General features: G+C 62.5%; 20 protein-coding genes. 8 read left to right on the forward strand and 12 right to left on the reverse strand.

The features are described from left to right. Positions 1 to 1,099 (reverse strand): peptide chain release factor 2 gene (gene prfB / locus C2U37_RS12490; RefSeq protein WP_102948437.1). Its coding sequence is split into 2 segments (ribosomal slippage): positions 1 to 1,023 and positions 1,025 to 1,099, totalling 1,098 coding nucleotides; the frame shifts between segments, so codons are not numbered across the junction. 252 nt (positions 1,100 to 1,351) lie between these two features. On the opposite strand from prfB, the gene C2U37_RS12495 reads away from it, so the two are divergent. Then, positions 1,352 to 3,223: a methyl-accepting chemotaxis protein gene (locus tag C2U37_RS12495; protein ID WP_039040322.1), complete on the forward strand. Its 1,872-nt coding sequence runs from the start codon at positions 1,352 to 1,354 to the stop codon at positions 3,221 to 3,223. 206 nt (positions 3,224 to 3,429) lie between these two features. Here C2U37_RS12495 and gltS read toward each other — a convergent pair whose 3' ends face one another. Then, entirely contained in the window at positions 3,430 to 4,629 is a 1,200-nt protein-coding gene (gene gltS, locus C2U37_RS12500) for a sodium/glutamate symporter (RefSeq protein WP_041212483.1), read from the reverse strand. Positions 4,630 to 5,118: 489 nt separating this feature from the next. Here gltS and ansA point away from each other — a divergent pair, with 489 nt between their 5' ends. Continuing rightward, the gene (gene ansA / locus C2U37_RS12505; protein WP_010675424.1) at positions 5,119 to 6,126 is read left to right on the forward strand and encodes an asparaginase; all 1,008 of its coding nucleotides are present in this window, start codon (positions 5,119 to 5,121) and stop codon (positions 6,124 to 6,126) included. 251 nt (positions 6,127 to 6,377) lie between these two features. Here ansA and C2U37_RS12510 read toward each other — a convergent pair whose 3' ends face one another. Both C2U37_RS12510 and C2U37_RS12515 read right to left on the reverse strand, forming a co-directional pair. After that, entirely contained in the window at positions 6,378 to 6,671 is a 294-nt protein-coding gene (locus C2U37_RS12510; protein WP_010675423.1) for a YeaC family protein, read from the reverse strand. A 60-nt stretch (positions 6,672 to 6,731) separates the two neighbouring features. Continuing rightward, positions 6,732 to 8,165: a glyceraldehyde-3-phosphate dehydrogenase gene (locus C2U37_RS12515; RefSeq protein ID WP_104452419.1), complete on the reverse strand. Its 1,434-nt coding sequence runs from the start codon at positions 8,163 to 8,165 to the stop codon at positions 6,732 to 6,734. Between the two features lie 211 nt (positions 8,166 to 8,376). On the opposite strand from C2U37_RS12515, the gene C2U37_RS12520 reads away from it, so the two are divergent. Together C2U37_RS12520 and C2U37_RS12525 are read left to right on the forward strand one after the other, a co-directional pair. After that, the gene (locus C2U37_RS12520; RefSeq protein WP_104452420.1) at positions 8,377 to 9,180 is read left to right on the forward strand and encodes a DUF2989 domain-containing protein; all 804 of its coding nucleotides are present in this window, start codon (positions 8,377 to 8,379) and stop codon (positions 9,178 to 9,180) included. Next, on the forward strand, positions 9,177 to 9,734 hold the full coding sequence (locus C2U37_RS12525) for an NUDIX domain-containing protein (RefSeq protein WP_104452421.1): 558 nt from the start codon (positions 9,177 to 9,179) through the stop codon (positions 9,732 to 9,734). The genes C2U37_RS12520 and C2U37_RS12525 overlap by 4 nt, the downstream gene beginning before the upstream one ends. A 62-nt stretch (positions 9,735 to 9,796) precedes the next feature. Here the strand turns inward: C2U37_RS12525 and sppA are convergent, their stop codons facing one another. Continuing rightward, complete coding sequence (gene sppA, locus C2U37_RS12530; RefSeq protein ID WP_045525758.1) at positions 9,797 to 11,641, reverse strand: signal peptide peptidase SppA; 1,845 nt, start codon at positions 11,639 to 11,641, stop codon at positions 9,797 to 9,799. A gap of 322 nt (positions 11,642 to 11,963) precedes the next feature. On the opposite strand from sppA, the gene C2U37_RS12535 reads away from it, so the two are divergent. The 3 genes from C2U37_RS12535 (at position 11,964) to C2U37_RS25255 (ending at position 16,265) form a co-directional block, all read left to right on the forward strand. Continuing rightward, positions 11,964 to 13,991: an NADPH-dependent 2,4-dienoyl-CoA reductase gene (locus C2U37_RS12535; protein ID WP_104453236.1), complete on the forward strand. Its 2,028-nt coding sequence runs from the start codon at positions 11,964 to 11,966 to the stop codon at positions 13,989 to 13,991. 107 nt (positions 13,992 to 14,098) lie between these two features. After that, complete coding sequence (locus tag C2U37_RS12540; protein WP_010675416.1) at positions 14,099 to 14,647, forward strand: NAD(P)H nitroreductase; 549 nt, start codon at positions 14,099 to 14,101, stop codon at positions 14,645 to 14,647. Between the two features lie 538 nt (positions 14,648 to 15,185). Continuing rightward, the gene (locus tag C2U37_RS25255; protein ID WP_104452423.1) at positions 15,186 to 16,265 is read left to right on the forward strand and encodes a methyl-accepting chemotaxis protein; all 1,080 of its coding nucleotides are present in this window, start codon (positions 15,186 to 15,188) and stop codon (positions 16,263 to 16,265) included. Between the two features lie 20 nt (positions 16,266 to 16,285). Here the strand turns inward: C2U37_RS25255 and C2U37_RS12555 are convergent, their stop codons facing one another. The 3 genes from C2U37_RS12555 to C2U37_RS12565 form a co-directional block, all read right to left on the reverse strand. After that, positions 16,286 to 16,804, reverse strand: a complete 519-nt coding sequence (locus C2U37_RS12555; RefSeq protein ID WP_104452424.1) for a sugar O-acetyltransferase — start codon at positions 16,802 to 16,804, stop codon at positions 16,286 to 16,288. Positions 16,805 to 17,285: 481 nt separating this feature from the next. Next, positions 17,286 to 18,164 carry a 50S ribosomal protein L11 methyltransferase gene (gene prmA / locus C2U37_RS12560; RefSeq protein WP_104452425.1) on the reverse strand — a complete coding sequence of 293 codons (879 nt, stop codon included), beginning with the start codon at positions 18,162 to 18,164 and terminating at the stop codon, positions 17,286 to 17,288. A 531-nt stretch (positions 18,165 to 18,695) separates the two neighbouring features. After that, a complete protein-coding gene (locus C2U37_RS12565) occupies positions 18,696 to 19,712 on the reverse strand; it encodes a zinc-binding alcohol dehydrogenase family protein (RefSeq protein WP_104452426.1) in 1,017 nt (338 codons plus the stop codon). A gap of 100 nt (positions 19,713 to 19,812) precedes the next feature. On the opposite strand from C2U37_RS12565, the gene C2U37_RS12570 reads away from it, so the two are divergent. Then, positions 19,813 to 20,685, forward strand: a complete 873-nt coding sequence (locus C2U37_RS12570; protein ID WP_042014452.1) for a LysR family transcriptional regulator — start codon at positions 19,813 to 19,815, stop codon at positions 20,683 to 20,685. On the opposite strand, the gene C2U37_RS12575 is transcribed toward C2U37_RS12570, so the two are convergent. The 4 genes from C2U37_RS12575 to accC form a co-directional block, all read right to left on the reverse strand. Beyond that, a complete protein-coding gene (locus C2U37_RS12575; protein ID WP_104452427.1) occupies positions 20,686 to 22,110 on the reverse strand; it encodes a PTS transporter subunit EIIC in 1,425 nt (474 codons plus the stop codon). Between the two features lie 87 nt (positions 22,111 to 22,197). Next, positions 22,198 to 23,655 (reverse strand): sodium/pantothenate symporter, encoded by a 1,458-nt coding sequence (panF, locus tag C2U37_RS12580; protein ID WP_042014456.1) that lies wholly within the window; start codon positions 23,653 to 23,655, stop codon positions 22,198 to 22,200. Beyond that, the gene (locus tag C2U37_RS12585; RefSeq protein WP_039040309.1) at positions 23,645 to 23,893 is read right to left on the reverse strand and encodes a YhdT family protein; all 249 of its coding nucleotides are present in this window, start codon (positions 23,891 to 23,893) and stop codon (positions 23,645 to 23,647) included. Before C2U37_RS12585 ends, panF begins: the two co-directional genes overlap by 11 nt. A 268-nt stretch (positions 23,894 to 24,161) precedes the next feature. Then, positions 24,162 to 25,502 carry an acetyl-CoA carboxylase biotin carboxylase subunit gene (gene accC / locus C2U37_RS12590; protein WP_039040308.1) on the reverse strand — a complete coding sequence of 447 codons (1,341 nt, stop codon included), beginning with the start codon at positions 25,500 to 25,502 and terminating at the stop codon, positions 24,162 to 24,164. Positions 25,503 to 25,504: the final 2 nt, after the last annotated feature.

Below are 25,504 nucleotides of genomic sequence, written 5' to 3' on the forward strand. Positions count from 1 at the left end.
TTACAGGCCTGATTTCAGGCTGGCTTCGATAAACTTGTCCAAGTCGCCGTCGAGTACCGATTGGGTATTGCGGGTTTCGACGCCGGTGCGCAGATCCTTGATACGGGAATCATCCAGTACGTAGGAGCGGATCTGGCTGCCCCAGCCGATGTCGGACTTGGTCTCTTCGAGGGCTTGCTTCTCAGCGTTCTGCTTTTGAATTTCCAGCTCGTAGAGCTTGGCCTTCAACTGCTTCATACACTGATCTTTGTTCTTGTGCTGGGAACGGTCGTTCTGGCACTGCACCACCACGCCGGTCGGCACATGGGTGATACGCACCGCGGACTCGGTCCGGTTGACGTGCTGACCACCGGCACCGGAGGCGCGGTAGACGTCGATGCGAAGATCAGCCGGGTTGATCTCGATCTCGATGTCATCATCGATCTCGGGGTAGACGAACACGGAGCAGAACGAGGTGTGGCGACGGCCGCCGGAATCGAACGGCGACTTGCGTACCAGGCGGTGCACGCCGGTCTCGGTGCGCAGCCAGCCAAAGGCATACTCGCCGGTGAACTTGATGGTGGCGGACTTGATGCCGGCCACGTCGCCCTCGGAGCATTCGATGAGCTCGGGCTTGTAGCCGTGGGCATCGCCCCAGCGCAGGTACATGCGCAGCACCATGTTGGCCCAGTCCTGGGCCTCGGTGCCACCGGAACCGGACTGGATGTCGATGTAGCAGTCGGAACCGTCGTGCTGACCGGAGAACATGCGACGGAACTCGAGATCCACCAGCTTGGCCTCCAGCTCGTCCGCTTCGACCACGGCTTCGTTGAAGGTCTCTTCGTCTTCGCCTTCGACGGCCAGGCTGACCAGCATCTCGACGTCATCGACGCCCTGGGTCAGGGTATCGATGGTGCTGACGACGTTCTCCAGGGAGACGCGCTCCTTGCCCAGCGCCTGTGCGCGCTCGGGTTCGTTCCAGACATCCGGCTGTTCCAGCTCGGCATTGACCTCTTCTAGACGCTCTTTCTTGGCGTCATAGTCAAAGGTACCCCCTAAGCAGCTCGGTCCTCTCAGACAGCTCCTTAAGCTTGTTTAATACAGGATTGACTTCAAACATCGTGAAAACTCTCGGGGTCGATGTGATTTAAAAACGGGATATTCTAGCCAATTGCAGAAGGAATAAACAGGGTTGGCTGGCCCCGCTCTTTTTCCTGCTCCAATTTTCCGCAGCATTTTTAAAATTTCCGCGTAAAATATCGTCACTCACGCCATTCTCCGCTTCAGTTTTGCGCAGATTGGCCGCTAACAACACACAGTGCCACGCACTCCCGATTGATCCTGTTCCCGACCCCCACAAGAAGAAAACACGATGAAAAACCTATCACTCAAGCAGAAGATACTGTTGTCTGTGGTCATCGCCTTGTCACTGGTGATCCTGCTGCTCTCCTGGCAGAGCTACACCAGCCAGAAGTCCATGCTGCTGCAAGGCAGTCAGGAACAGGTGCAGCGCCTTGGCAGCCAGCAGGCCGCCAGCGTCAGCGACTGGCTTGCCGCCCGTCGTGACGTCATCCAGGCCCTTGGCAACAAGGCCGGTGCCGAGCCCCTCAACGCCCTGCAACAGGCCCAGGTGTCCGGCCGTTTCCAGCTCACCTATTTCGGTGAGGGCAGCGGCAAGATGAACGACTCCGACCCCTCCATCAACCGCGACGGTTACGATCCCCGCTCCCGTGGCTGGTATCAGGAAGCCATGGCCAAGGGCGGCATGATCGTCACCAAACCCTACCTTGACGTGGCCTACAACATTCTGGTGGTGACCCTGGCCCAGCCTGCCCAGGGCGGCGTGGTGGGGGGGGATCTCTCCATCGCCTCCCTGGTGGATGACATCACCAAGATGAAGCTGCCAGCGGACGGCTTCGCCATCCTGATGCACAAGGATGGCACCGTCATCGCCTACAAGGATGCGGCCAAGGCGATGAAGCCGGCCAGCGAGATCGACAACGATCTGACCAATGCCCTGATCGATCAGAGCAAGGCGAGCAACAGCCTGGTGCCTGCTTTCTTCGACAACGAGGGGCGTGACAAGCTGCTGTGGGCGACGGACATTCCGGACACCGACTGGGAGCTGGTGCTGGTACTGGACAAGAGCACCCTGGAGGCGCCGCTCTCCTCCCTGCTGATGACCCAGCTCGGCCTGGCCCTGCTGGTGCTGGTGGGCAGCATCCTCGCCATCTCCTGGCTGGTCAGCCTGCTGCTCGGCCCCCTCACCAAGGTGTCCCAGGCCCTGGCCCGCATCGCCGACGGTAACGGCGATCTGACCCAGCGCATCAAGATCGACGCCAATGACGAAGTGGGCCAGCTCGCCGGCAGCTTCAACCGCTTCGTGGGCAGCCAGCATCAGCTCATCGCCAACATCCGTCAGCTTGCCAACGAGCTGAACGCCGATGCCGAACGCAGTCTGGTGACCAACCAGGCCGCGGTGGAAGAGCTGCAACGCCAGCAACAGGAGGTGACCATGGTCGCCACCGCCGTCACCGAGATGGCGAGTGCCACCATGGAGATCGCCGGTAACGCCGAGAACACCGCTGCGGCCGCCCAGCAATCCGCCCAGAGCAGTGAACAGGGCAAGATCCTGGTGAACCAGACTCGCCAGTCCATCAACAACCTGGCCGAGGAAGTGGGGCAGGCGACCGGCGTCATCGGCGAGCTGAGCCGTCACGCTCAGGCCATCTCCGGCATCCTCTCCACCATCCAGGGCATCGCCGAGCAGACCAACCTGCTGGCGCTGAACGCGGCCATTGAAGCGGCCCGTGCCGGCGAACAGGGTCGCGGTTTCGCCGTGGTGGCGGACGAGGTGCGGGTGCTGTCGCGCCGTACCCAGGATTCTACCCAGGAGATCCAGTCCACCATCGAAACCCTGCAACAGACCACGGCCCGCGCGGTGAGCCTGATGCAGACCAGCCAGGGGCTGGCGGACAACAGCGTGAAGGATGCCGACGCCGCCGCTGCGGCCCTGGAGGAGATCACCCAGGCCGTCAGCCTCATCTCCGACATGGCGGGCCAGATCGCCACCGCCGCCGAGGAGCAGACCCAGGTGACCGGTGAAATCACCCAGAACACCACTGCCATCAAGGATGTGAGCGACGAGATCACCGCTTCCGCCATGCGCGACCTGGATCAGGCGCACAACCTCAAGGGGCGTGCCACCAACCTGAACCAGCAGGTGTCGACCTTTATTTTGTAAGGAAGGTCAGGCCGCAGTCCTACCGTGGCGTCAGTAAAAAGCCCCGCACCTTGGTGCGGGGCTTTTTGTTGCCTGCCGTCGGCCCCTTGGTGGGGCTCGGCGGCACCGTCGTGGCAGCGTAACCCGTGGTGCCCAAGCGTCCAGGGGCCAGCAAGCAAAGAGCCCACCGCAAGGTGGGCTCTGTCATACGGGGCCTGCGTCCGGGATCACAGGAAGGGCAGGGCCAGGAACAGCTTGATCACCACGGCGTTGATGATGTCGATGAAGAAGGCACCGACCATGGGCACCACCAGGAAGGCCAGGTGGGAGGGGCCAAAGCGCTGGGTGATGGCCTGCATGTTGGCAATGGCAGTGGGGGTGGCGCCGAGGCCGAAGCCGCAGTGACCCGCCGCCAGCACGGCCGCATCATAGTTGCGCCCCATGACCCGGAAGGTGACGAAGATGGCGTAGAGCGCCATGGCTACCGTCTGCACGGCCAGCAGGATGAAGATGGGCAGGGCCAGGCTTGCCAGCTCCCACAACCTGAGGCTCATCAGCGCCATGGCGAGGAAGAGCGACAGGCTGACGTTGCCGAGCAGGGAGACCTCACGGTCGCTCACTTCGTGCCAGTTGAGCAGGGTGAGCAGGTTGCGCAGCAGCACGCCGACGAACAGCACGCAGACGAAGATCGGCAACTCGAAGACGCCGCCCTTGAGGTAGAGGGCCAGCATTTCGCCCCCTTTCAGGCTGATGGCGATGAGTGCCAGGGTCTCGATCAGGCTGAAGGTGGTGAGCGGGCGCTCCATGTCCGGCATCTCGAAGCCCTGGGGGGCGCCGTCACGGTTGTGCTCCTCACCGGGCACCTGCACCTTCTTCACCAGATAACGGGCCACCGGGCCGCCGATGAGGCCCCCCAGCACCAGGCCGAAGGTGGCACAGGCAATCGCCAGCTCGGCGGCGGATTGCACGCCGTACTTCTCGGTGAAGATGGAGCCCCAGGCCGCCCCGGTGCCGTGGCCGCCGGAGAGGGTGATGGAGCCGGCCAGCAGCCCCATGTGGGGATCCAGCCCCAGCAGGGTGGCCAGACCCACCCCCAGGCTGTTTTGCACCAGCAGCAGGCCGGTGACCACCAGCAGGAAGGTGGCCACCGCCTTGCCGCCGCGCTTGAGGCTGCCCAGATCGGCGGAGAGGCCGATGGAGGCGAAGAAGGTCAGCATCAGGGCCGTCTGCAGGCTGGTATCAAATTGCAGTTCGATCTGCAGGGTGGAACGCAGCACCAGCAGCACCAGGGCAACCACCAGGCCACCGGCCACGGGTTTGGGGATGTTGAAAGTGCGCAGGGGTCCTATCTTGTTGACCAGCAGGCGGCCAAGCAGCAGCACCAGGGTCGCGGCGACCAGGGTGGCGTAGGCATCAAGTTGTAGCATTCAGTGCTCCCATGTTGATCGGCTGTGTCTTTGGCGAGAAAGACTCACGGATCCAGCCGGGATGAAACAGAGTGGCGAACGCGCCAGTGACAGAGGGGCCGCAGCCCCGTCCCTCTGCAAAAGAGGGGGTCGACACGAGCCCGTGTTCGTCGGGCGTCCAGATGAGATTTGTGAAAAACCCGCCGGATACTAGCAAAAAACACCAAGTACATCCACATATGTCACATTAATGATTAAAACATGGTGTTAACATGGCATTTAAAACTGCCTCGCCGAGTGTGCTCCGGATCGCAACAATGCTGCTGCGGCTGTCATTTGCAGCGGCACTCTTTATAATTCGCCCGGTTCCGCCCCCACGGGAGGACACAGACCCTCAAGAGGTCTGCTGATGACCGATATTGAGCCCGCCCGCACCATCTGAAGGACGGGGGCTGTATCGGTTGAGCCCTGTTTGATTTGCCGGTTTCCAGTCCAGAGAGAGGAGAGGGTGTGAAGAAGTCCATCTACATTGCCTACACAGGCGGCACCATAGGGATGCAGCGTTCCGACCACGGTTATGTACCGATGGCGGGCTTCATGGAGGACTGTCTGGCACGGATGCCCGAGTTCCATCGACCGGAAATGCCCGATTACCATATCCACGAATATGCCCCCCTCATCGACTCTTCCGACATGACGCCGGCAGACTGGCAGCGCATCGCCGAGGATATCAAGGGCAACTACGACAAGTACGACGGTTTCGTCATTCTGCACGGCACCGACACCATGTCGTTCACCGCGTCTGCGCTCTCCTTCATGCTCGAAGATCTGCACAAGCCGGTCATCATCACCGGCTCCCAGATCCCCCTGGCCGAGCTGCGCTCGGACGGTCAGCAGAACCTGCTCAACGCCCTCTATATCGCGGCCAACTACCCGATCCACGAGGTGACGCTCTTCTTCAACAACCAGCTCTATCGCGGCAACCGCAGCAAGAAGGTGCATGCCGACGGCTTCCACGCCTTCGACTCGCCCAACTACCCGCCCCTGCTCAATGCCGGTATCGCCATCTCCCTGGAGGCAGGTGAGCTGGGCGTGCCGTGCGATCGCCCCCTGGTGCTGCACGACATCACCCCCCAGCCCATCGGGGTGGTGACCCTCTACCCGGGGATATCGGCGGAGGTGATAGCGAACATCCTGCAACAGCCGGTGCGTGCGCTGATCCTGCTCTCCTTCGGGGTGGGCAATGCGCCCCAGAACCCGGCCATGCTGGCGCTGCTCTCCGAGGCATCTGCCCGGGGCGTCATCATCGTCAACCTGAGCCAGTGCCTGCACGGCAAGGTCAACATGGGGGGCTATGCCACCGGCAACGCCCTCTCCCGTGCGGGAGTCATCTCGGGCTTTGACATGACCGCCGAGGCGGCGCTCACCAAGCTGCACTTCCTGCTGAGCCAGGATCTGCCGGCGCCACGCATACGCGAGCTGATGCAGCAGTCCCTGCGCGGGGAGTTGACCCCCTGACTTTCCCTCTCACCCTAACCCTCTCACAGCGGGAGAGGGGATAGATCGAGGTGGCGAGGTTTGCCATGAAGATCGCCGGCAGGTGGCCCGCTGACTGCTCGCAGGTGCGTGCCAGCTCCCTTCTCCCCTGGTGGGAGAAGGGCCGGGGATGAGGGGGATGAGTCATCCTGCATAGAGAGGAAAAAAAGAGGGGAGCCATAATGGCTCCCCTCTTTCGTTTCGTTACCGCGATAGGTGACGTGCGGCCTGCCTCAGTGGCTAAGGTCGACCCGCACTATCTCTTCCTCATCGCGATATTGGCGCTTGAGCTCGCTCTTGCTCTTCATCACGATCTCGCCGTCACGGCCGATGTTCATGTGCTCGGGGTTCTCAAGGTGCATCGCCTGCCAGGCCATCACGGCCTGCAGGGAGGTGGCCTTCTGCTCCTCGGTGAGGGGCTTGCCATCCGGCCATTTGCCGAGCTCGACCGCAGTCTTGAGTCGCTCGTACACCTCTTTGGGCATCTGCGCTATCGCTTGTTGAAACGTCACTTGCTGAGACGACATCCGGCCTCTCCTTGAAAATTGAGCCATGAACACGGGTTCAGGCGGGCAGATCCTGTCGGACTATACCGGTAGATCCTGACGGACTACGCCAGCCATCTGCTCCATCACCCGGACTACCTGACAACTGTACCCGAACTCGTTGTCATACCACACGTAGAGCACGCAGTGATCCCCCTCGGCGATGGTGGCCTGGGAGTCGACGATGCCCGCAAAACGGGAGCCCACCATGTCGGAGGAGACCAGCTCGGTGCTGGCACTGAAGTCGATCTGGCGATGCAGGGCTGAGCTCAGTGCCATCTGCTGCAGATAGGCGTTGAGGCTCTCCCGATCGGTGGTCTGCTCCAGCGACAGGTTGATGATGGCAAGCGACACGTTGGGGGTGGGCACCCGGATGGCGTTGCCGGTCAACTTGCCCTTGAGCTCCGGCAGCGCCTTGGCCACCGCCTTGGCGGCGCCGGTGCTGGTCATCACCATGTTGAGGGCTGCGCTGCGACCGCGGCGCTCGCCTTTGTGATAGTTGTCGATGAGGTTCTGATCGTTGGTATAGGAGTGGACCGTCTCCACGTGGCCGTGGCGGATGCCGTACTTGTCCTGCATCACCTTGAGCACCGGGGTGATGGCGTTGGTGGTGCAAGAGGCGGCGGAGACTATCTTGTCATCCGGGCCTATCACCTCGTGGTTGACCCCGAACACCACGTTCTTCATCTCCCCCTTGCCGGGGGCGGTCAGCAGTACCCGGGCGGCGCCGCGGGCCTTGAGGTGCTCGGACAGGCCCGCCTCGTCACGCCAGACGCCGGTGTTGTCAACGATCAGCGCATTGTCGATGCCGTAGGCGGTGTAGTCGATGTCGGCCGGGCTGTTGGCGTAGATCACCTGGATGAAGGTGCCATTGGCGATGATGGCGCTGCGTTCCACATCCACCTCGATGGAGCCGTTGAAGGGGCCGTGCACCGAATCGCGGCGCAGCAGGCTGGCACGCTTCTCCAGATCCCCGTCGCGACCGCCGCGCACCACGATGGCGCGCAGGCGCAGGGAGTTGGCGGCGCCGGTGCGCTCGATGAGCAGACGGGCCAGCAGGCGGCCGATGCGACCGAAGCCGTAGAGCACCACGTCGGTAGGGGCGGGCACGGCACTGCGGTTCAGGGCCGGTGCCAGCTTGGCGCGCAGATAGTCCTCGATGCCGGCTTCATCCTGGTGATCCTGCCAGTAGCCCACGGCCAGTTTGCCGAGATCGACTTCGGCGGCGGTCGGGTTCAGGGCCAGGATGGCTTGCAGCAGGGGAAAGCTCTGTTGGATAGGGAGGGGGGCTCCCTGGTGGCGGCGAACGACCCGGTGGGCCTTGAGGATATCGATGGTGGAGGCGTTTTGCAGGGGGCGTCCGTAGAGGGTGATCTCTATCCCTTGCTGTCGGTAGAGGCGACCTATCAAGGGTTGCATGGCTTCGGCGAGCTCCTGGCTCTCCTGCCACGCCTGCAAGTAGTGCTCGTGGGTCATTAACCAGATCCTTTTATTTCACGTTGTTGAAGCAAGTTGCCTGGGCAAATTGAAATTCGTCGAAGGCAGATCAGTGTAGGGCTGATGGTTTCGTTATATTATTCTGCAATCGCGGCCTTATACGGCGCGCGCATTGTAATGGATATGTAGCCTGTTTGCTAGTTGGCGGTGGCCGGTGCGGGTTGCGATTGTTATCAACCAGATGTGAACCATGACCCTATTCTCACAGCGTCCGTTACTGCTTTCCCTCGCTTGTTGCCTGACGTTGACGGCCTGCGACGACGACAGGATCCACAACATTTGCTCCCAATATCCCGCCCTGTGCGCGGACCTGGTGGACGATGGCTGGTGTCGCTATGAGCGCAGCGATGTCATTCGCGGTCGTTACTATCTCCAGGAAGAGGGGACGGACAGGCGCAAGTACGATCTGATGCGCGGCCTGGAGCGTTATCTGCAATGCGCCGAGCACTCCACCAACATCGAGTACAAGCGGGCCAGGGAGCAGAAGAGCCCCAGAGTGGAAGGGATGCTGGCCGCCGGCCGTCAACTGGAGCAACTGGATGCACAGACCCGGGGCTCCCGGGATCCCTACCTGCTGCTCTGGCACTGGACCAACAACACCAGCCCCGAGGCCCGCGCCAGCTTCCTCGCGCAGGAGGGGACGCCGAGCCTCGAGGAGCCCGAGCTGCAACTGGCGCTCGGCGGCATTTATGCCAAGAGCGAGCCCGAGAAGGCCATCAGGCTGATGCACCATACGCTCTCTCTCTATCGGGAGGGGGACAAGGTCAACAGCCGGATCCTCACCGCCCTCAGCACCCTCTACATGGGGCAGAAGCGATTTGATCAGGCCTATCTGTGGGGCAAGGTGAGCGAGTCATTCCAGGAGAGCCCCGAGGTCTCCGCCACCCGGCTCGGCATTTACCATGCCATCGGCAAGGAGGAGCAGGAGACGCTGGACGACCAGGCGGCCACCATCGTCGATGCACTCAGGCAGGGGAGCTACCGCACACCATGAATCCGACCCTGTCAGAAGCCCGGGAATGGGCCCATCCCTTCGATATCCGTCTCGTGCACGGCCAGATCCGCGGCGAGGACAGGGTGCTTGAACGGGCCACGGTGAGGGCCGTGGTGATGCGTGGTGATCGACTGCTGCTGGTGCACTCCAGCGTCAACGGGGATCTCATGTTCCCCGGTGGCGGCATCGAGCACGGGGAGGCGCACGATGCGGCCCTGGCCCGGGAGCTGCGGGAAGAGTGTGGCGCCGAGTTGGTGGCCGTGGGCCCCCTGCTGGGAGAGACCCGGGAGTATCGTGCCGCGCGCGAGCCGGATTACGATGCCTACTGCATCCGATCGTCCTATTACCTCTGCCGGGTCGGGGAGCACTGGAGTGCGCCGCGCCCCCAGCCCTACGAAATCCGCCTCGGCTTCACGCCGGGCTGGTTCCCCCTGGCCGAGGCACTGCAAACCAACAAGACCCAGCTGGCGGGTCCCTGTCCCCAGTGGACGGCGCGAGAGACCCGGGTGCTGGCAGAGTTGCACCGCTGGCAAGCGTCCGGCTTGCTGACCTGACAAGGCCGCTTGCCCCATAAAAAAACCGCCTGTCGGCGGTTTTTTTATGGCTGTCCCCGGCGTCAGGGGAGACAGACCGGGCAGAAGGCGTAGGTGCCCTGGGGATCGTTGAAGCGGGTCAGCGGGTCCAGAGTGCGGTTCATCTCCAGCAGCGCCTTGCCAAGCCCGGCGGGCAGCCAGCTTTGCAGGTGCGGGGCCAGCGCCTGGGCGCTGCTGTCAAACAGCTCGCGCAGGAACTTGTCCCTGGCCGACTCTTCCGGTGCGATGGGGGTGACCTGCCAACTTTTGAGGTTGGCGAGATCGGCGGCCGCCTTGAGGGCGTCATCCAGATTGCCGAACTCGTCCACCAGCCCCAGTGCCTTGGCATCCTGCCCGGTCCAGACCCGGCCTTCGGCGGCTTTTTCCGCCTCTTCCGGGCTAAGGCCCCGGCCCTTGCCCACCAGGCCGACAAAGCGCTGATAGGTGTCTTCCACGCTCAGTTGAATGGCTTCACCCACGTGATCCGGCAGGGCACGGGTCAGCCCGACCCCCACGAAGTCGGTGGTGCCGACGCCGTCGGTGTGTACCCCGTACTGGGAGAGCGCCTTGTCGATGGTGGCGAACATGCCGAACACCCCGATGGAACCGGTGAGGGTGGTGGGGGAGGCGAAGATCTTGTCTGCATCGGCGGAGATCCAGTAGCCACCGGAGGCGGCGTAGCTGCCCATGGAGATGACCACCGGCTTGCCCGCCTGTTTCAGGGCCAGCAATTCGGCGCGGATCTGCTCGGCGGCGAAGGCGCTGCCGCCCGGGCTGTCCACTCGCAGCACCACGGCTTTCACCTGATCGTCACGGCGGGCCTCGGCCAGCAGATCGGCAAGGCTGTCGCCGCCGATGGTGCCGGCAGGCTGGACGCCATCCATGATGGCGCCGCTGGCGGTGATGAGGCCAACCTCATCCTTGCCGCTCTGGGGGTACTGTTCCGGGATGGCGGCCAGATACTCTTTCAGGCCCACGCCCTTCCAGCCGTGATCATCGGCCTCGCCCACTTCCTTGATCACCGCCTGGGTCATTTCGTCGCGGGTGGCGAGCTGATCCACCAGACCGTTGTCGAGGGCGTAGCTGGCCGCATTGCCGCCGGCCTTGCGCAGCAGTTCGAGGAAGTGATCCTTGTTCGGTGCCACGGCATCAGGCTCGATCTCCCGCTGCTCCGCCACGTCGGCCACATAGGATTGCCACAGCTGATCCAGCCAGCGCTGGTTCGCCTCCTTGCTCTCGGGGGACATCTCGTCCCGGGTGTAGGGCTCGACGAAGGACTTGTAGGTGCCGACCTTGAAGACGTGCGGGGTGATGTTGAGCTTCTCCAGTGCCGACTTGAAGTAGGTCTGGTAGACACCCAGCCCCTCGATCAGCACGGCACCACTCTGGTTGAGTAGCACGTGGTCTGCGTGGGCGGCGAGCAGATAGGCCCCCTGGCTGTAGTAGTCCGCCATGGCGATGACCGGCTTGCCGCTCTCCTTGAAGGCGTCGATGGCGGCCGTCACCTCCTGCAGTTTGGAGAGGCTGGCCCCTTGCAGACCCTGGGGCTTGATCACCAGCGCCTTGATGCGATCGTCATTCCCCGCGCTCTTGATGGCCCACAGCAGATCGGAGAGGACGATTTCGCTTGGCTGCTCGTCCCCCTTGTCCATTTGCCTGAGCAGTTGCACCGTGGGATCGGTCTGGGTGCGCTGTTCTACCAGCACACCGGAGAGATTGAGGGTGAGCGCCCCCTCGATGGGGGTGCTTGGGGTCTCGCTCTGGCTGACGCTGAAGACAATGACCAGCACGACGAGAAGAAACAGCAGGTTGACCAGCATCAAGCGGGTAAAGTTGAGCAGGCGCCAGAGGCTGCGAAAGAGCCATCCCAGACCTTTGAAAATAGACATAGCTGCGTTGTCGCCCTGTTAATGGGTTGAGAGCAGCCATTATTAACCAGTTGCGCAGCCAATTGCCATTTCCCCTTGAGTCGACTGCCTCCCCGCCACTTCGGAACACAGCTGTTCGCTGAAAAAATGTCCAAACATTTGTTTGAAAAAGAGTTTTCGATTCTTTACTCTAGCTCCAGTTTGATAACAAAAAATTAACTGAAAGGCCCGATGAGCCGGCCCCACCTCCACCCACCCCCTTCTTTTTACTGCCCGTCACCCGAGGCAGCCAGGAAGGCTGGAGCATGACCCCGTGCACATCGACCTCGACAAGGAGTGCATCATGAGCCGTTATCCCACGCTGCTGACCCCCCTCGATCTGGGTTTTACCCAGTTGCGCAACCGCGTACTGATGGGGTCCATGCACACCGGCCTCGAGGAGGAAAAGGGGGGCTTTGACAAGCTGGCCGCCTTCTATGGTGAGCGGGCCCGTGGCGGGGTCGGTCTCATCGTGACCGGCGGTATCGCCCCCAATTTGCGGGGGCGGCTGGTGCCCCACGGCTCCCAGCTGAGCTTTCCCTGGCAGGTAGCCAAACATCGCAAGGTGACCGAGGCAGTGCACCAGGAAGGGGGCAAGATAGCGCTGCAGATCCTTCATGCGGGCCGCTACGCCTACCATCCGTTCAGCCTGGCGCCGAGCGCCCTCAAGGCTCCCATCTCCCCGTTCAAGCCGCGGGCCATGAGCGAGCGGCAGATCCGCGGCACCATTCGCGACTTCGCCGCCACTGCGGCGCTGGCCAAGGCGGCCGGTTATGACGGGGTCGAGGTGATGGGCTCGGAAGGCTATCTCATCAACCAGTTCATCTGCGAGCGCACCAACAAGCGCACCGATAGCTGGGGCGGCAGCAGTGAAAACCGCATGCGCTTCCCGGTGGAGATTGTCCGCGCCATGCGGGAGCGGGTGGGCACGGATTTCATCATCATCTTCCGCCTCTCCATGCTGGATCTGGTGGAGCAGGGCTCCTCCCTTGAGGAAGTGATCGCCCTTGGCCGGGCACTGGAGCAGGTGGGGGTCACCCTCATCAACACCGGTATCGGCTGGCACGAGGCGCGCATTCCCACCATCGCCACCAGCGTGCCGCGCGGTGCCTTCAGCTGGGTGACCGCCGAGCTGAAAAAGCACCTCAAGGTGCCCCTCATCACCACCAACCGCATCAACACCCCCGAGGTGGCAGAGCGCATCCTGGCGGGGGGGGAGGCGGACATGGTCTCCATGGCGCGCCCCTTCCTGGCAGACCCCGAATTCGTCATCAAGGCGGCTGAAGACAGGGCGGACGAGATCAACACCTGCATCGCCTGCAACCAGGCCTGCCTCGACCACGTGTTCAAGCAAAAGCGTGCCTCCTGCCTGGTCAATCCCCGCGCCTGTTTCGAGACCGAGTTGACGTTTGGCCGGGTGCCCCAGCCCAAGAAGCTGGCGGTGGTGGGGGCGGGTCCTGCCGGGCTGGCGTTTGCCTGCTACGCCGCCGAGCGGGGCCATCAGGTGAGCCTGTTCGATCAGGCGAGCGAAATCGGCGGCCAGTTCAACTTTGCCAAGCAGATCCCGGGCAAGGAGGAGTTTCACGAGACCCTGCGCTACTTCGCCAAACGGCTGGAGAAGTGCGGCGTCGAGCTCTATCTTGGCCAGCGCCAGAGTGCCGAGAGCCTGCTGGGCGGCGGTTTTGACGAGGTGATCCTCGCCACCGGCATCCGCCCGCGCACTCCCAACATTCCGGGTATCGAGCATGCCAAGGTGATGAGCTACCTCGATGTCTTGCGTGATCACAAGCCGGTGGGCGAGAAGGTGGCGGTGATCGGCGCCGGCGGCATCGGCTTTGACGTGGCCGAATACCTGGTGGAGAAGAGAGGAGCGCCGGATGCTGAAAGCCATCGCGATCACTGGCTCAAGGAGTGGGGTATCGACAAGCAACTGGGTGAGCGCGGCGGCCTGACTACCCCCGAGATCGATGCCCCCGAGCGCCAGATCTGGTTGCTCCAGCGCAAGGAGAGCAAGGTGGGCGACGGCCTTGGCAAGACCACCGGCTGGATCCATCGCACCGTGCTCAAGAATCGCAAGGTGCAGATGCTCTCCGGCGTCCAGTACCTGCGTATCGACGATGCCGGGCTTCACATCCAGGTGGGCGACCAACAGCAGTGCCTGCCGGTGGATCAGGTGATCATCTGTGCCGGACAGGAACCCCTCAAGGAGTTGCAGGCTGGTCTGCAGGCTGCTGGCAAGCCGGTGCACATCATCGGCGGTGCCGACGTGGCCGCCGAGCTGGATGCCAAACGCGCCATCCGTCAAGGGGCGGAGCTGGCTGCCGTCATCTAGCCGCCCGACCCTTTCGTATCCTGACAAACCCCTGAACCCCAGGGGTTTTCTTCATCCGGTGCTGTGCTAAGGTAGCGCCATCATCGCCTTTGACAAGGAACTGCCCCATGGATGCCCTCCATCTGTTACTCAATCGCCACTCCTGTGGTCGTCTGGCCGAACCTGCCCCGAGTGGCGAAGTGCTCGACAATATCCTCAAGGCCGGGCTGCGGGCGCCGGATCACGGCACTCTGACACCCTGGCAGTTCATCCTGTTCGAAGGGGAGGGGCGTGAGCGCCTGGGGACATTGCTGGCCGATGCCGCCCATGCCCGTGGCGAGGATGCGGACAGTGTCGAGAAGTGCCGCGCCGCGCCACTGCGTGCTCCCCTGGTGATCGCGGTGGCGACCCGTTATCAGGCGCACCCCAAGGTACCGAAACTGGAGCAGGAGCTCTCTGCCGGTTGCGCCCTGATGGCGATGCAGATGGCGGCCCAGGCCCAGGGCTTCAACGGCATCTGGCGTTCCGGCTGGTTCATCTTCGACGAGCAGATCCATGGTGCACTGGGGCTGGCACCGGAGGATCAACTGGTGGGCTTCCTCTACCTTGGCACCCCCATGCTGGAGGCCCGCAAGCTGCGCGAGTTGCCCATCCAGGACTTCGTGCGCAGCTTCTGAAGCGCATAACGCCAAAAGCCCTGATTATTCAGGGCTTTTTTGTTTTCTGACAAAGCCGTCAGGCTGTACTGATAAATGCGCACTTGCCAAGAGGGGAGAAGGGGGTTGACCGGACATTTTTTGAATTGTGAGAGATTCTTCTCACTCCTGGTTTATTACGCTATGTAAAACGTTTGCGCCACGTTATTATCCCACTGCCAGTTTAGAAGGTGACCCCTTCTAATTTTCTGCGATGAGAGTCGCAATTCCGTAGCACCTTTTTAGAGCCCAACGTCTTGATGACATTGGGCTTCATTTTTTGCGGGATCGGCACGTCAGCGTTCTTTCTCCTCCGCCTCTTCTCTACCTCACCCGGCCTCTTTGTGGCGATCTTTTGCACAGTCATTGATGTGGTCTCGATTGGAATCAGGATCAGGGTCAAATATCCTGCATTTGCAGGTGAAATCCGGCCCGGGATCCGCCAGCATCGGCAGAGACAAGAGAGCCAGAGGCTTCCCTTTGACGTCGACTGCCCGCACCTTTGCCATCCGGAGGCCATATGTGGTTCAACCGCAAGCTTGAAAAAGAGAATCAACAGCTCAGGGAGACGATGCTTCTCAAAGAGCAGCAGCACCAGAGCGAACTGGCCGAATTGCGCGCCACCATCGGTGAATACGAGCACATGCAGCGCACCAGCCGGGAGCGTGGCGATCTCTTCAATCAGGTTATCACCTGCCAGAACCAGGGAGGTGAGATGCTGCAGAGCGTGCGGGAAGCGCTGGCTGGCAGTGCCGAGCACCTGATGGCTGAAAAGGGAGCGCTTTGCGAGCTGGATCAGCTCTTTGCCCAGACCCGGGGCGCCATCACTCGTCTCTCCGAGCGCGCCCATGCCATCACGGATGAGGCGGCTCGCAGCCTCGCAGCCGTCCATCAGCTCGATGCCAGCACATCCGCCATCAACCAGTTCGTGACCGCCATCCAGGGCATTTCGGATCAGACCAACCTGCTGGCACTCAATGCGGCCATCGAGGCGGCCAGGGCCGGTGAAGCTGGTCGAGGATTCGCCGTGGTCGCCGATGAGGTGCGTCAGTTGGCGAGCAAGGCTCATGAAGCCAGCAGCCAGATAGAGGTGCTGGTCAGACAGATAGTGGCCCAGGCGCAGGAGATCAAGTCCATCATCGATGACAACCAGGCCAGTGCCGCCGAGGTGGCGACCTCTTCCTCCCAGATCGATGTGGTGGTGACCCAGGTGCTGGCACAATCAGGCCGGATGCAGCAGGTGATCCACAGTGCTGCCTCCACCTCCTTCCTCAATACCACCAAGCTGGATCACGCCGTCTGGAAAAACACCATCTATCGGCTCATCGATCAGCAGCATTTTCACGAGCCGGTGAGCGACCACGCTCAGTGCAGGCTGGGCAAATGGTATTTCGAGGGGCAGGGTGCGGAGCTCTTCGCCCACAAGCCGGGCTTTCGTGAACTGGACGGGCCCCACAAACGGGTCCACGAGAGCGGCAAGGCCGCCCTGCACGCGCGCGAGCAGGGGGATATCAAAAGCATGGTCGAGCAGCTCAAGACCATGGAAAACGCCAGCATGCAGGTGGTGCACTGCATCGACCGCTTGCTGGAAAGCGCCTGAGCGAGCCTCGGGCCTTCCGCTCAACCTTTGACTGGCAGCAGCCGTGCCGGGTTGCCTGCCACCCTGGCACCGGCAGGTACATCTCTTGTCACGACCGAGCCCGCACCCACGACGGCTTCCCGCCCTATGGTGACGCCGGGCAGCAGGATGGCGCCGCCGCCTATCCAGACCCTGTCTTCGATGGTGACCGGCAGCGCCGTCTCAACCCCCTGAATGCGCTCATCGGCATCCAGCGCATGGGCGCCGGTGTAGATCTGCACGTTCGGCCCAATCATCACCTCGGCGCCGATGCGAATGGGGGCATTGTCCAGCAGGGTGGCCCCCATGTTGATGTAGCTGCCCTTGCCAAGGTGGATGTGGTGGCCATAGGTGCAGTAGAAGGGTGGGCAGATGAAGGCACCCTGTGCCAGCTGTTCATCCTCCTCGTCGCTGCGATTGAAGCGGCGGTACAGGCGGGCCGTCTCCCGGCGCAACAGATCCAGCTCTGGCGCCATGCAGTTGTAAGGCTGGCTGGCGATCATCTTCTCGTATTCGGTCATGACTGGGCCTCGATGGGGTGGAGGAAGAGAGGATAAGCCATCGGGAGGCAGAGAAGCGTGAGGCTCTCCCCAGAGTGGGCAGAAGGAGAACGGCGTCCGGAAACGACAAGGGCACCCTGCTGGGGTGCCCTTGTCGTTCAACGACCTAAGTGTTGCCGCTGTGGCCTGTTGCTTGTCAGCCGAGTGTGCGGCCGATGGGTTGGCAACTGCCGTGGCTTGTTGTTTATCAGCCGAGTGTGCGGCCGATGGGTTGGCAACTGCCGTGGCTTGTTGCTTATCAGCCGAGTGTGCGGCTGATGGGTTGGCAACTGCCGTGGCTTGTTGCTTATCAGCCGAGTGTGCGGCCGATGGGTTGGCAACTGCCGTGGCTTGTTGTTTATCAGCCGAGTGTGCGGCTGATGGGTTGGCAACTGCCGTGGCTTGTTGTTTATCAGCCGAGTGTGCGGCTGATGGGTTGGCAACTGCCGTGGCTTGTTGTTTATCAGCCCAGTTTGCGGCCGGAGAGGCGGCACCACTCCTCTTTCACGGCGGTCGGGTCCATCTCGAACCACTGGCCATAGATGGTCTCCAGCTCTGGCACCTGGCTTTCCAGCACGCCGGAGAGGGCCATCAGGCTGCCCGCCTTGCCGTGACCGGCGATAAGAGGCGCCAGCTCCCGCAGCGGGCCGGCCAGGATGTTGGCGACCACCACGTCCGCTTCGACGTCTTGCGGCTGATCCGCCGGCAGGTAGAGTTCAATCTGGTCGGCTACGCCATTTCGCTCGGCGTTGTCACGGCTGGCCTGGATGGCCTGCGGATCGATATCGATGCCGATGACCCGGGCGGCCCCCAGTTTCAGGGCGGCGATGCCGAGGATGCCGGAGCCGCAACCAAAGTCCACCACGGTTTTGCCGGCCAGATCCAGCCCGTCCAGCCACTGCAGGCAGAGCGCCGTGGTGGGGTGGGTACCGGTGCCGAAGGCCAGGCCCGGGTCCAGCATGACGTTGACCGCATCGGGGTTCGGCACGTCGCGCCAGCTCGGGCAGATCCAGAGCCGCTCGCCGAACTGCATGGGGTGGAAGTGATCCATCCACTCGCGCACCCAGTCCTTGTCTTCCAGCTGTTCGACCTTGTAGCCCACGTCTTCGCCGAAGATCTGCTGGAAGAAGGCGATGGTGGGAGCCGGATCGGTTTCGGCATCGAACAGTCCCATTACTTCGGTCTCGCCCCAGAGCGGGGTTTCACCGGGCATGGGCTCATAGACGGGCACATCCTTGGCATCCATAAAGGTCACCGCCTGGGCCCCACGCCCCAGCAGCATGTTGCTCACCTTGTCTGCGGTCTTGGCAGTGGCGTTGATTCGAATTTGTATCCAGGGCATGGCGTCGGCTCTTCATAAATGTTAAACCGCGGGATTCTATCATCATGGGTCCGTGCTGTCGTGGTTTGACCATGGCCTCATGGGGAAGGGAGGTAACTCTGCCAAGTTGGCACGGTTAATGTATTCCTTCATGGGTGACGGGAAGCAACTTGTTCCCGCTGAATGCTTTGCTCTATGAAGTTCCGTCATCTTTTTTCAGCCACCTTCGGGTGGCTTTTTTTATGCCGGTGCGCTGAAAAGCGGTTAATTGGGAGGGAAAAGCAGAGATTGGCACGCTATCTGCAAAGTTACAGATGTCCTGCATAAGGATATGTGTGTGATTGTTACCCCAACGTTCAGGTTTTTAGGGCCATCCCGACGGGATGGCCTCTTTTTTATGGTTTTTTCGGGGGAGATGCCCCGTCAGGGACAAAGGTTACCTGCGGGGCTGTGCACTCTTGGGGCTTGTCACTGGTGATTTCACCCCATGATGGTGCATTTATTTACCTACAAGGGAATAGTCAGGACGACGATACCCGCTCTGGCGGCGTCTCAGCGATGGAAACCGCTCATGTCGATCACCAGCTTGCCCACCATGCGACCCGCTTCCAGCTCGGCATGAGCCCGGGCCAGGGTGAGGGGTGTCAGTTCGGGCACCACCTTGCTGAGGGTGGTCTTGAGCACCCCTTCATCGATCAGGGCCGCGACCCGGCCGAGCAGGTTGTGCTGCTCGATCATGTCCGGGGTCTGGAACAGGGAGCGGGTAAACATGAACTCCTGGCTGAAGGTGACGCTCTTGGGTTTGAGCAGACCCAGATCCCAGGGTTCACTGGACTCGGCGATGGTGCAGATGTGGCCAAATGGACGGATGAGGCTGGCCATGGTGTTCCAGTGCTGCTCGGTGGCGTTGGTGCAGAAGATGGCATCCACCTCGCTGATGCCGAGTGCCTTGAGCTCCGCCTGCAGATGGTGATGGCTCACCACCTGGTGGGCCCCCATGTCCAGGCACCATTCCCGGGTTTCGGGGCGCGATGCGGTGGCGATCACCTCCATGCCGGTGAGCTGGCGGGCCAGCTGGATGGCGATGGAGCCGACCCCGCCGGCGCCGCCGATGATGAGCAGTCGTCCGCGGCTCTCGCGGCTGAGGCTCATGCGCTCGAACAGGGTCTCCCAGGCGGTGATGGCGGTGAGCGGCAGGGCGGCGGCTTCCAGATCGGTCAGGGTGACTGGGGCGATGGCGGCAATGCGCTCGTCCACCAGTTGCAGGGAGCTGTTGCTGCCCGGGCGGCTGATGTCGCCGGCATACCAGACCCTGTCACCGGCCTTGAACAGGGTGACGTCGCTACCGACGGCGATCACCTCGCCCACGGCGTCCCAGCCCAGCACGCGAGGGTTGCTTTCGACCTTGTCCTTGGGGGCACGTACCTTGGTGTCGACCGGATTGATGGAGGTGGCGTTGACCCGTACCAGCAGATCCCGCGGGCCCGGTGTCGGATCGGGCAGATCGCTCTCGATGAAGCAGTGGGGGTGGTTGCTTGGCAGATAGTGAGTCAGGGCGATGGCTTTCATGGCTTTTCCTTTCAAATAGCAGTGTTCGGGATTGCCACTCACTCTAGTCTGGATGATTATCAAGATTAAGATGGGTAATTGGTAAAGACTGTTTGAATATATGAACAATGTCGAACTGGAGTTGATGGGGCTGTTCGCCACCGTGGTGGAGCAGGGGAGCTTCACCGGGGCGGCCGAGGTGCTCGGCATGCCCAAGTCCTCGGTGAGCCAGAAGATCTCGCGCCTCGAATCCCGGCTCGGGGTGAGGTTGCTGCAACGCACCACCCGCAGGCTCAGCCTGACGCCCCAGGGGGAGGTCTATGTGGCCCATTGTCAGGAGCTGCTGGCACTGGCGCGCAGCGCCAATCTGGCGATGGCGCGGTTGCGCGCGGCTCCTGGAGGGCGGGTGCGGATCACTGCTCCCGAAGCCACGGGAACCTTGCTGCTTGGCCGGATACTGGCCGAATTTCGCGCCCTCTACCCCGAGGTGGTGCTGGAGCTGACCCTTTGCGATGAACAGCTGGATCTGGTGGGGGAAGGTTACGATCTGGCGCTGCGGGCGGCGCCGCTGAAAGATTCCAGCCTCATCTGCCGGCGCATCGGCCAGGTGGCGCGCCATCTGGTGGCATCTCCCGGTTACCTGGCGGCCAACGGGACGCCGCTCCAGCTCTCAGAGCTGGCCGGACACGCCTGCCTGGTACATGGCTCCTTGCCGGTGTGGCCATTGCAGGAAGGGGGCTGGCGCCCTCGCGGGGCCTGCCAGAGCAATAGCCTGCTGGCGCTGCGGGAGCTGGCACTCCATGACGGGGGGATTGCCCTGCTGCCGGCCCATGTCTGCGGCGACGATCTGGCGGCGGGGCGACTGCTCAAGGTGCTGCCGGATCTCCTGGTCCCGGTGAACCCCTTCTATCTCATCTACCCGAGCCGGGAACACCTGGCCCCCGCCCTTCGCAGCCTGATGGACTTCGTGGCCGAACGTCTTCCCTTCGCCTGATCACTGGTGCTGGCCAAGGGGAGCCTGAGCCGGTTCGAGACCGAGCGGGACCGACTGGCGTTCCGCCAGCATGCGGATCTGCCCTTCGATGAGGCCGGCATGGGGGCCGAGCACCAGCACCAGCTGATGTTCGTTGAGCACGACCCAGGAGAGGCAGCCCAGTCTGGCCAGGCAGGATTGATCCACCAGGGCCATGTCGCGAACCCGCAGGCTGAGGCGGGTCAGGCAGACGCTCATGGCCTGCAGGTTGTCCATGCCCCCCAGCATCTTGAGGTACTGGATAGCCAGCATCTGGGGATCGGTGGGGGCCACGGTCGCGAGCCGGGAGAGATCCTCGGCGATGGGCTTGCCCGGCAGACTGAGGGGGGCGTGTTCCAGCAGCCGGGAGAAGAGCAGGGCATAGACGACGAAGAAGAGGATGCCCAGGGGGATGAGCCAGAAGCTGTGCAGACCGGCGTGGTAGCTCAGCACCAGATCCAGCAATCCGGCAGAAAAGTAGCTGCCCACCTGGATGTCGAGCCCGCTGCAGATGGCCAGCGACAGCCCGGTCAGCAGGGCATGGGCCAGAAATAGCCAGGGAGCGGTGAAGGCAAACAGGAACTCGATGGGCTCCGTGATGCCCACCAGTGCCGAGGTGAGCGCCAGGGTGAGCAGCAGCCCTCCCTGGGGCAGTTGCTGCATCCGCTGGCGATGGATCCAGATGGCAAAACAGGCACCGGGCAGGCCGAACATTATGACCGGATAGAGCCCGGCCACATAGCCTTCATGCAGTGGCTGGGCGGTCGAGAGGGCTTGCAGGTTGCTCTCCCCGAGCCCGATGAGGCTGCCCAGCACCTGGTGCAGACCGAGGGGGATCAGCAGCCGGTTCAGCACGCCGTAGCAGAAGGCGCCAAATGGCGTGGTGAGCAGATCGGAGGCGAGCAGGGTGAGCCCCTGTTCCAGCAGCGGCCAGAGGATGGAGAGGGGGATCACCAGCAGCAGGCAGGCCAGCGCCGAGAGCAACATGCCCGGCAGATCTTCCTGCAGGGGGCGCAACCAGCCCGGCAGCCGCAGAGCGCGGGCCCGGGAGCAGACCATGGCGGTGACGAGCCCGGCCAGCAGGCCGCAGATCATGTCCGCATGCAGCCCGGGCACCAGGGTGCCCAGCGCCGAGCTCAGCAGCAGGAAGTTGACCGCACCGGCGAGCGCCTGAGCTCCTTGCCCCTGGCGACTCAACCCGAAGGCGATGGCCACCGCATAGATGAGCGGCATCTGGCTGAACAGGGCGCGACCGGCGAGGGAGAGCACGGCGAGATCCAGCACGTCCGGCTGGCCGAGCCGGTGGAGTAGGGCGGCCAGGGGCAGGATGGAGACGGGCAGCAACAGGGCATAGCCGAGGCGCTGCAAGGACTGGGTCAGGATCTTTCTGGCGTTCTGGACTGGCATGGGGGCACGGTATTTGTGACGTGGCGCACATTTTACCCGTGAGCCCCCATTTGGGAATAGGCGAGCCTTCCTTTATTGATCCTTTTCTTAATTTTGATCAAACAATCGACGGACACGCTGATCCGGGGCAGGAGTGAGCAGGCTGACAAGAACAAAGGCCGCCAGGCCAAGGGCCAGGCTCGGGACGATGGCGTGCAGGCCGGCCACCTTGATCCCCCACTGGCTCAAGGTGCCGTAACAGAGGATGCCGCAGACCATGCTGGCCAGGGCTCCCGGGCCGTTGGCCCTGGACCAGTAGAGACCGAGCACCAGGGGCCAGAGGAAGACCGCCTGCAGGCCGCCGAAGGCGAGCAGGTTGAGCCAGATGATCATCTCGGGGGGCTGGAGCGCCGCCAGCAGCACCAGGGTACCGAGGATCAGGGTGCAGAGCAGGGAGAGGCGCGGCACCCGGACCTCCAGCTTCTCCTGCCTGGGGTTGAGGTAATTGAGGTAGAGATCTTTCACCAGGGTGGCGGAGGCCTGGATCAGCTGGGAGTCGATGGTGGACATGATGGCCGCCATGGGGGCGGCCAGGAAGACCCCGGCCAGCCAGGGGGGGAGCACCTCCATCATCAGGGAGGGCATGATCTTGTCCGGGCTGTCCATGCCGGGCAGGATGGCGCGGCCCAGCGCCCCGGCCAGGTGCATGCCGAACATCAGCAGGGCGCAGACGATGGTGCCGATGAGGATGCCCCGGTGCAGCGCTTTGCTGTCCCGGTAGCCAAAGCAGCGCAGCGCCGAGTGGGGCAAGCCCACCACCCCGATGCAGACCAGCACCCAGAAGCTCAGCATGAAGGGCTGGGTCAGCATGTCGCCGGCCCCCTGGGGGCTCACCAGCTTGGGATCTATCTCCTTGAGCTGGTGGACAAGATTCGGCAACCCGTCACCGGCGATGAGGATGCCCGCCAGCAGGGCGCCAGTGCCGATGAGCATGACGATGCCCTGCAGGGCATCCGTCATCACCACGGCGCGAAAGCCGCCGATCACCGTGTAGAGCAGCACGCAACTGGCAAACAGGAAGAGCCCCTGCTGATAGCTGAGGCCGGTCGCCGTTTCCAGCAGGCGGGCGCCGCCGATGAACTGCACCACCATGGTGGCGATGAAGGCAAGGATGATGGTGACCGAGCCCAGCACGACCACCGCCCTGCTCTGGTAGCGGGCCCACAGCATGTCGTTGATGGTCACCGCGTTGACCCGGCGGGCGATGATGGCGAACTTCTTGCCAAGCACCCCCAGGGTGAGCCAGACAGTGGGCAGCTGGATCATCGCCAGCAACACCCAGCCGAGGCCGACCTTGTAGGCGGCTCCCGGCCCGCCGATGAAGGACGATGCAGAGGTATAAGTGGCCACCAGGGTCATGGCGAGCACCAGCCCCCCCATGCTGCGGTTGCCGATGAAGTACTCCTGCATGAAGTTGCCGCCGGTCCGGTGGCGACTGGCCCAGAAACCGACCCCCAGTACCAGCACCAGGTAGATGCAGAGCGGCAGCATCAGCTCAAGATTCATGGGGTGGTACCTCGCTATCCAGGGGAATATCGACGAACAGGCGATCCACCATGAGGGCGCAGAGGCCGATGAACAGCAGCGGCATCAGGATGCAACTGAGCAGGAACCAGAGGGGCAGGTCCCACAGCTCGAGATCCTCGGGGATGAAATAAGCCGAGCCATACCAGGCGACAAAGTAGAGCAGGGTCAGCAGCAGGCAGAAGGCTGCTTCCCGACGGGCGAGTGCGAAACGGTTCACTGTGGCCTCCGACGAGTGAGCGGGGCGCAAGAATAACAAAAAAGGGCCATGTCGCCATGGCCCTTTTTTACGTTGGCGATCCGGGTGGATCGCGCAATTTCCCGATGAAAGGGGTCTTTGCAGACCCGATTTCTTGTGCAGGGAGTGGCTGCTCATGCGGCCACCGTGCTCAATGGGCCGGGCCTCAAGCCATTACAGACCCAACTTCTTGTGCAGGTAGTGGCTGTTCTGTGTTGCCACCGTGCTCAATGGGTCGGGTCTCAAGCCATTACAGACCCAACTTCTTGTGCAGGTAGTGGATGTTAGTGCCACCGTGCTGGAAGTTTTCGTCCTTCATGATCTCTTTTTGCAGGGCGATGTTGGTCTTGATCCCTTCCACCACCAGCTCGTCGAGGGAGTGACGCATGCGGGCGATGGCCACGTCGCGGTTCTCCCCGTAGCAGATCAGCTTGCCGATCATGGAGTCGTAGTAGGGGGGGACCTTGTAACCCGCATAGATGTGGGATTCCCAGCGCACGCCCAGGCCGCCCGGCGCGTGGAAGCGCTGGATGAGACCGGGAGAGGGCAGGAAGGTGGCCGGATCTTCGGCATTGATCCGGCACTCGATGGCGTGGCCACGGATGCGGATGTCCTGCTGGGTGATCGACAGGGGCTGACCGGCGGCAATGCGCAGCTGCTCCTTGATGAGGTCGACGCCGGTGACCATCTCGGTGACCGGATGTTCCACCTGGATACGGGTGTTCATCTCGATGAAATAGAACTCGCCGTTCTCGTACAGGAACTCGAAGGTACCCGCACCGCGGTAGCCGATCTCGAGACAGGCGCGCACACAGCGCTCACCGATGAACTTGCGCATCTCCTCTGTGATGCCGGGGGCCGGCGCCTCTTCCACGACCTTCTGGTGACGGCGCTGCATGGAGCAGTCCCGCTCACCCAGATAGAGGGCGGTACCCTGACCGTCAGCCAGCACCTGGATCTCGATGTGGCGCGGATTCTCCAGGTACTTCTCCATGTAGACCATGTCGTTCTTGAAGAACTGGCCCGCTTCGGATTTGGTCAGCGCGATGGCGGAGGCCAGTTCGGCCTCGTTGCGCACCACGCGCATGCCGCGACCACCACCGCCACCGGCGGCCTTGATGATCACCGGATACCCGATCCGCTTGGCGATGGCGGCGTTGCGCTTGGCATCGTTGTCCACCGGGCCGTCGGAGCCGGGTACGCAGGGCACGCCCGCCTTCTTCATCGCCTCGATGGCGGAGACCTTGTCACCCATCAGGCGAATGGTCTCGGCACGCGGGCCGATGAAGATGAAGCCGGATTTCTCGACCACTTCGGCGAAGTCGGCATTCTCGGAGAGGAAGCCGTAGCCCGGGTGGATGGCGACGGCACCGGTCACCTCGGCGGCGGCGATGATGGCCGGCACATTGAGGTAGGACTCACCGCTGGCAGGTTTGCCGATGCAGATGGTTTCGTCCGCCAGGAGCACATGCTTGAGCTCCCGATCGGCAGTGGAGTGAACGGCCACTGTCTTGATCCCGAGCTCTTTGCAGGCGCGCAGGATCCGCAGGGCAATTTCACCGCGGTTGGCGATGACTACTTTGTCCAACATGG

Source organism: Aeromonas sp. ASNIH1 (genome assembly GCF_002934285.1).
In the GTDB taxonomy this organism is placed as follows: domain Bacteria; phylum Pseudomonadota; class Gammaproteobacteria; order Enterobacterales; family Aeromonadaceae; genus Aeromonas; species Aeromonas caviae.

Coding starts and splice junctions, on each gene's coding strand:
- C2U37_RS12495 (WP_039040322.1), top strand. CDS start 1,352: ATGAAAAACCTATCACTCAAGCAGAAGATACTGTTGTCTGTGGTCATC.
- gltS (WP_041212483.1), bottom strand. CDS start 4,629: ATGCTACAACTTGATGCCTACGCCACCCTGGTCGCCGCGACCCTGGTG.
- C2U37_RS12510 (WP_010675423.1), bottom strand. CDS start 6,671: ATGTCGTCTCAGCAAGTGACGTTTCAACAAGCGATAGCGCAGATGCCC.
- C2U37_RS12515 (WP_104452419.1), bottom strand. CDS start 8,165: ATGACCCACGAGCACTACTTGCAGGCGTGGCAGGAGAGCCAGGAGCTC.
- C2U37_RS12520 (WP_104452420.1), top strand. CDS start 8,377: ATGACCCTATTCTCACAGCGTCCGTTACTGCTTTCCCTCGCTTGTTGC.
- C2U37_RS12525 (WP_104452421.1), top strand. CDS start 9,177: ATGAATCCGACCCTGTCAGAAGCCCGGGAATGGGCCCATCCCTTCGAT.
- sppA (WP_045525758.1), bottom strand. CDS start 11,641: ATGTCTATTTTCAAAGGTCTGGGATGGCTCTTTCGCAGCCTCTGGCGC.
- C2U37_RS12535 (WP_104453236.1), top strand. CDS start 11,964: ATGAGCCGTTATCCCACGCTGCTGACCCCCCTCGATCTGGGTTTTACC.
- C2U37_RS12540 (WP_010675416.1), top strand. CDS start 14,099: ATGGATGCCCTCCATCTGTTACTCAATCGCCACTCCTGTGGTCGTCTG.
- C2U37_RS25255 (WP_104452423.1), top strand. CDS start 15,186: ATGTGGTTCAACCGCAAGCTTGAAAAAGAGAATCAACAGCTCAGGGAG.
- C2U37_RS12555 (WP_104452424.1), bottom strand. CDS start 16,804: ATGACCGAATACGAGAAGATGATCGCCAGCCAGCCTTACAACTGCATG.
- prmA (WP_104452425.1), bottom strand. CDS start 18,164: ATGCCCTGGATACAAATTCGAATCAACGCCACTGCCAAGACCGCAGAC.
- C2U37_RS12565 (WP_104452426.1), bottom strand. CDS start 19,712: ATGAAAGCCATCGCCCTGACTCACTATCTGCCAAGCAACCACCCCCAC.
- C2U37_RS12570 (WP_042014452.1), top strand. CDS start 19,813: ATGAACAATGTCGAACTGGAGTTGATGGGGCTGTTCGCCACCGTGGTG.
- C2U37_RS12575 (WP_104452427.1), bottom strand. CDS start 22,110: ATGCCAGTCCAGAACGCCAGAAAGATCCTGACCCAGTCCTTGCAGCGC.
- panF (WP_042014456.1), bottom strand. CDS start 23,655: ATGAATCTTGAGCTGATGCTGCCGCTCTGCATCTACCTGGTGCTGGTA.
- accC (WP_039040308.1), bottom strand. CDS start 25,502: ATGTTGGACAAAGTAGTCATCGCCAACCGCGGTGAAATTGCCCTGCGG.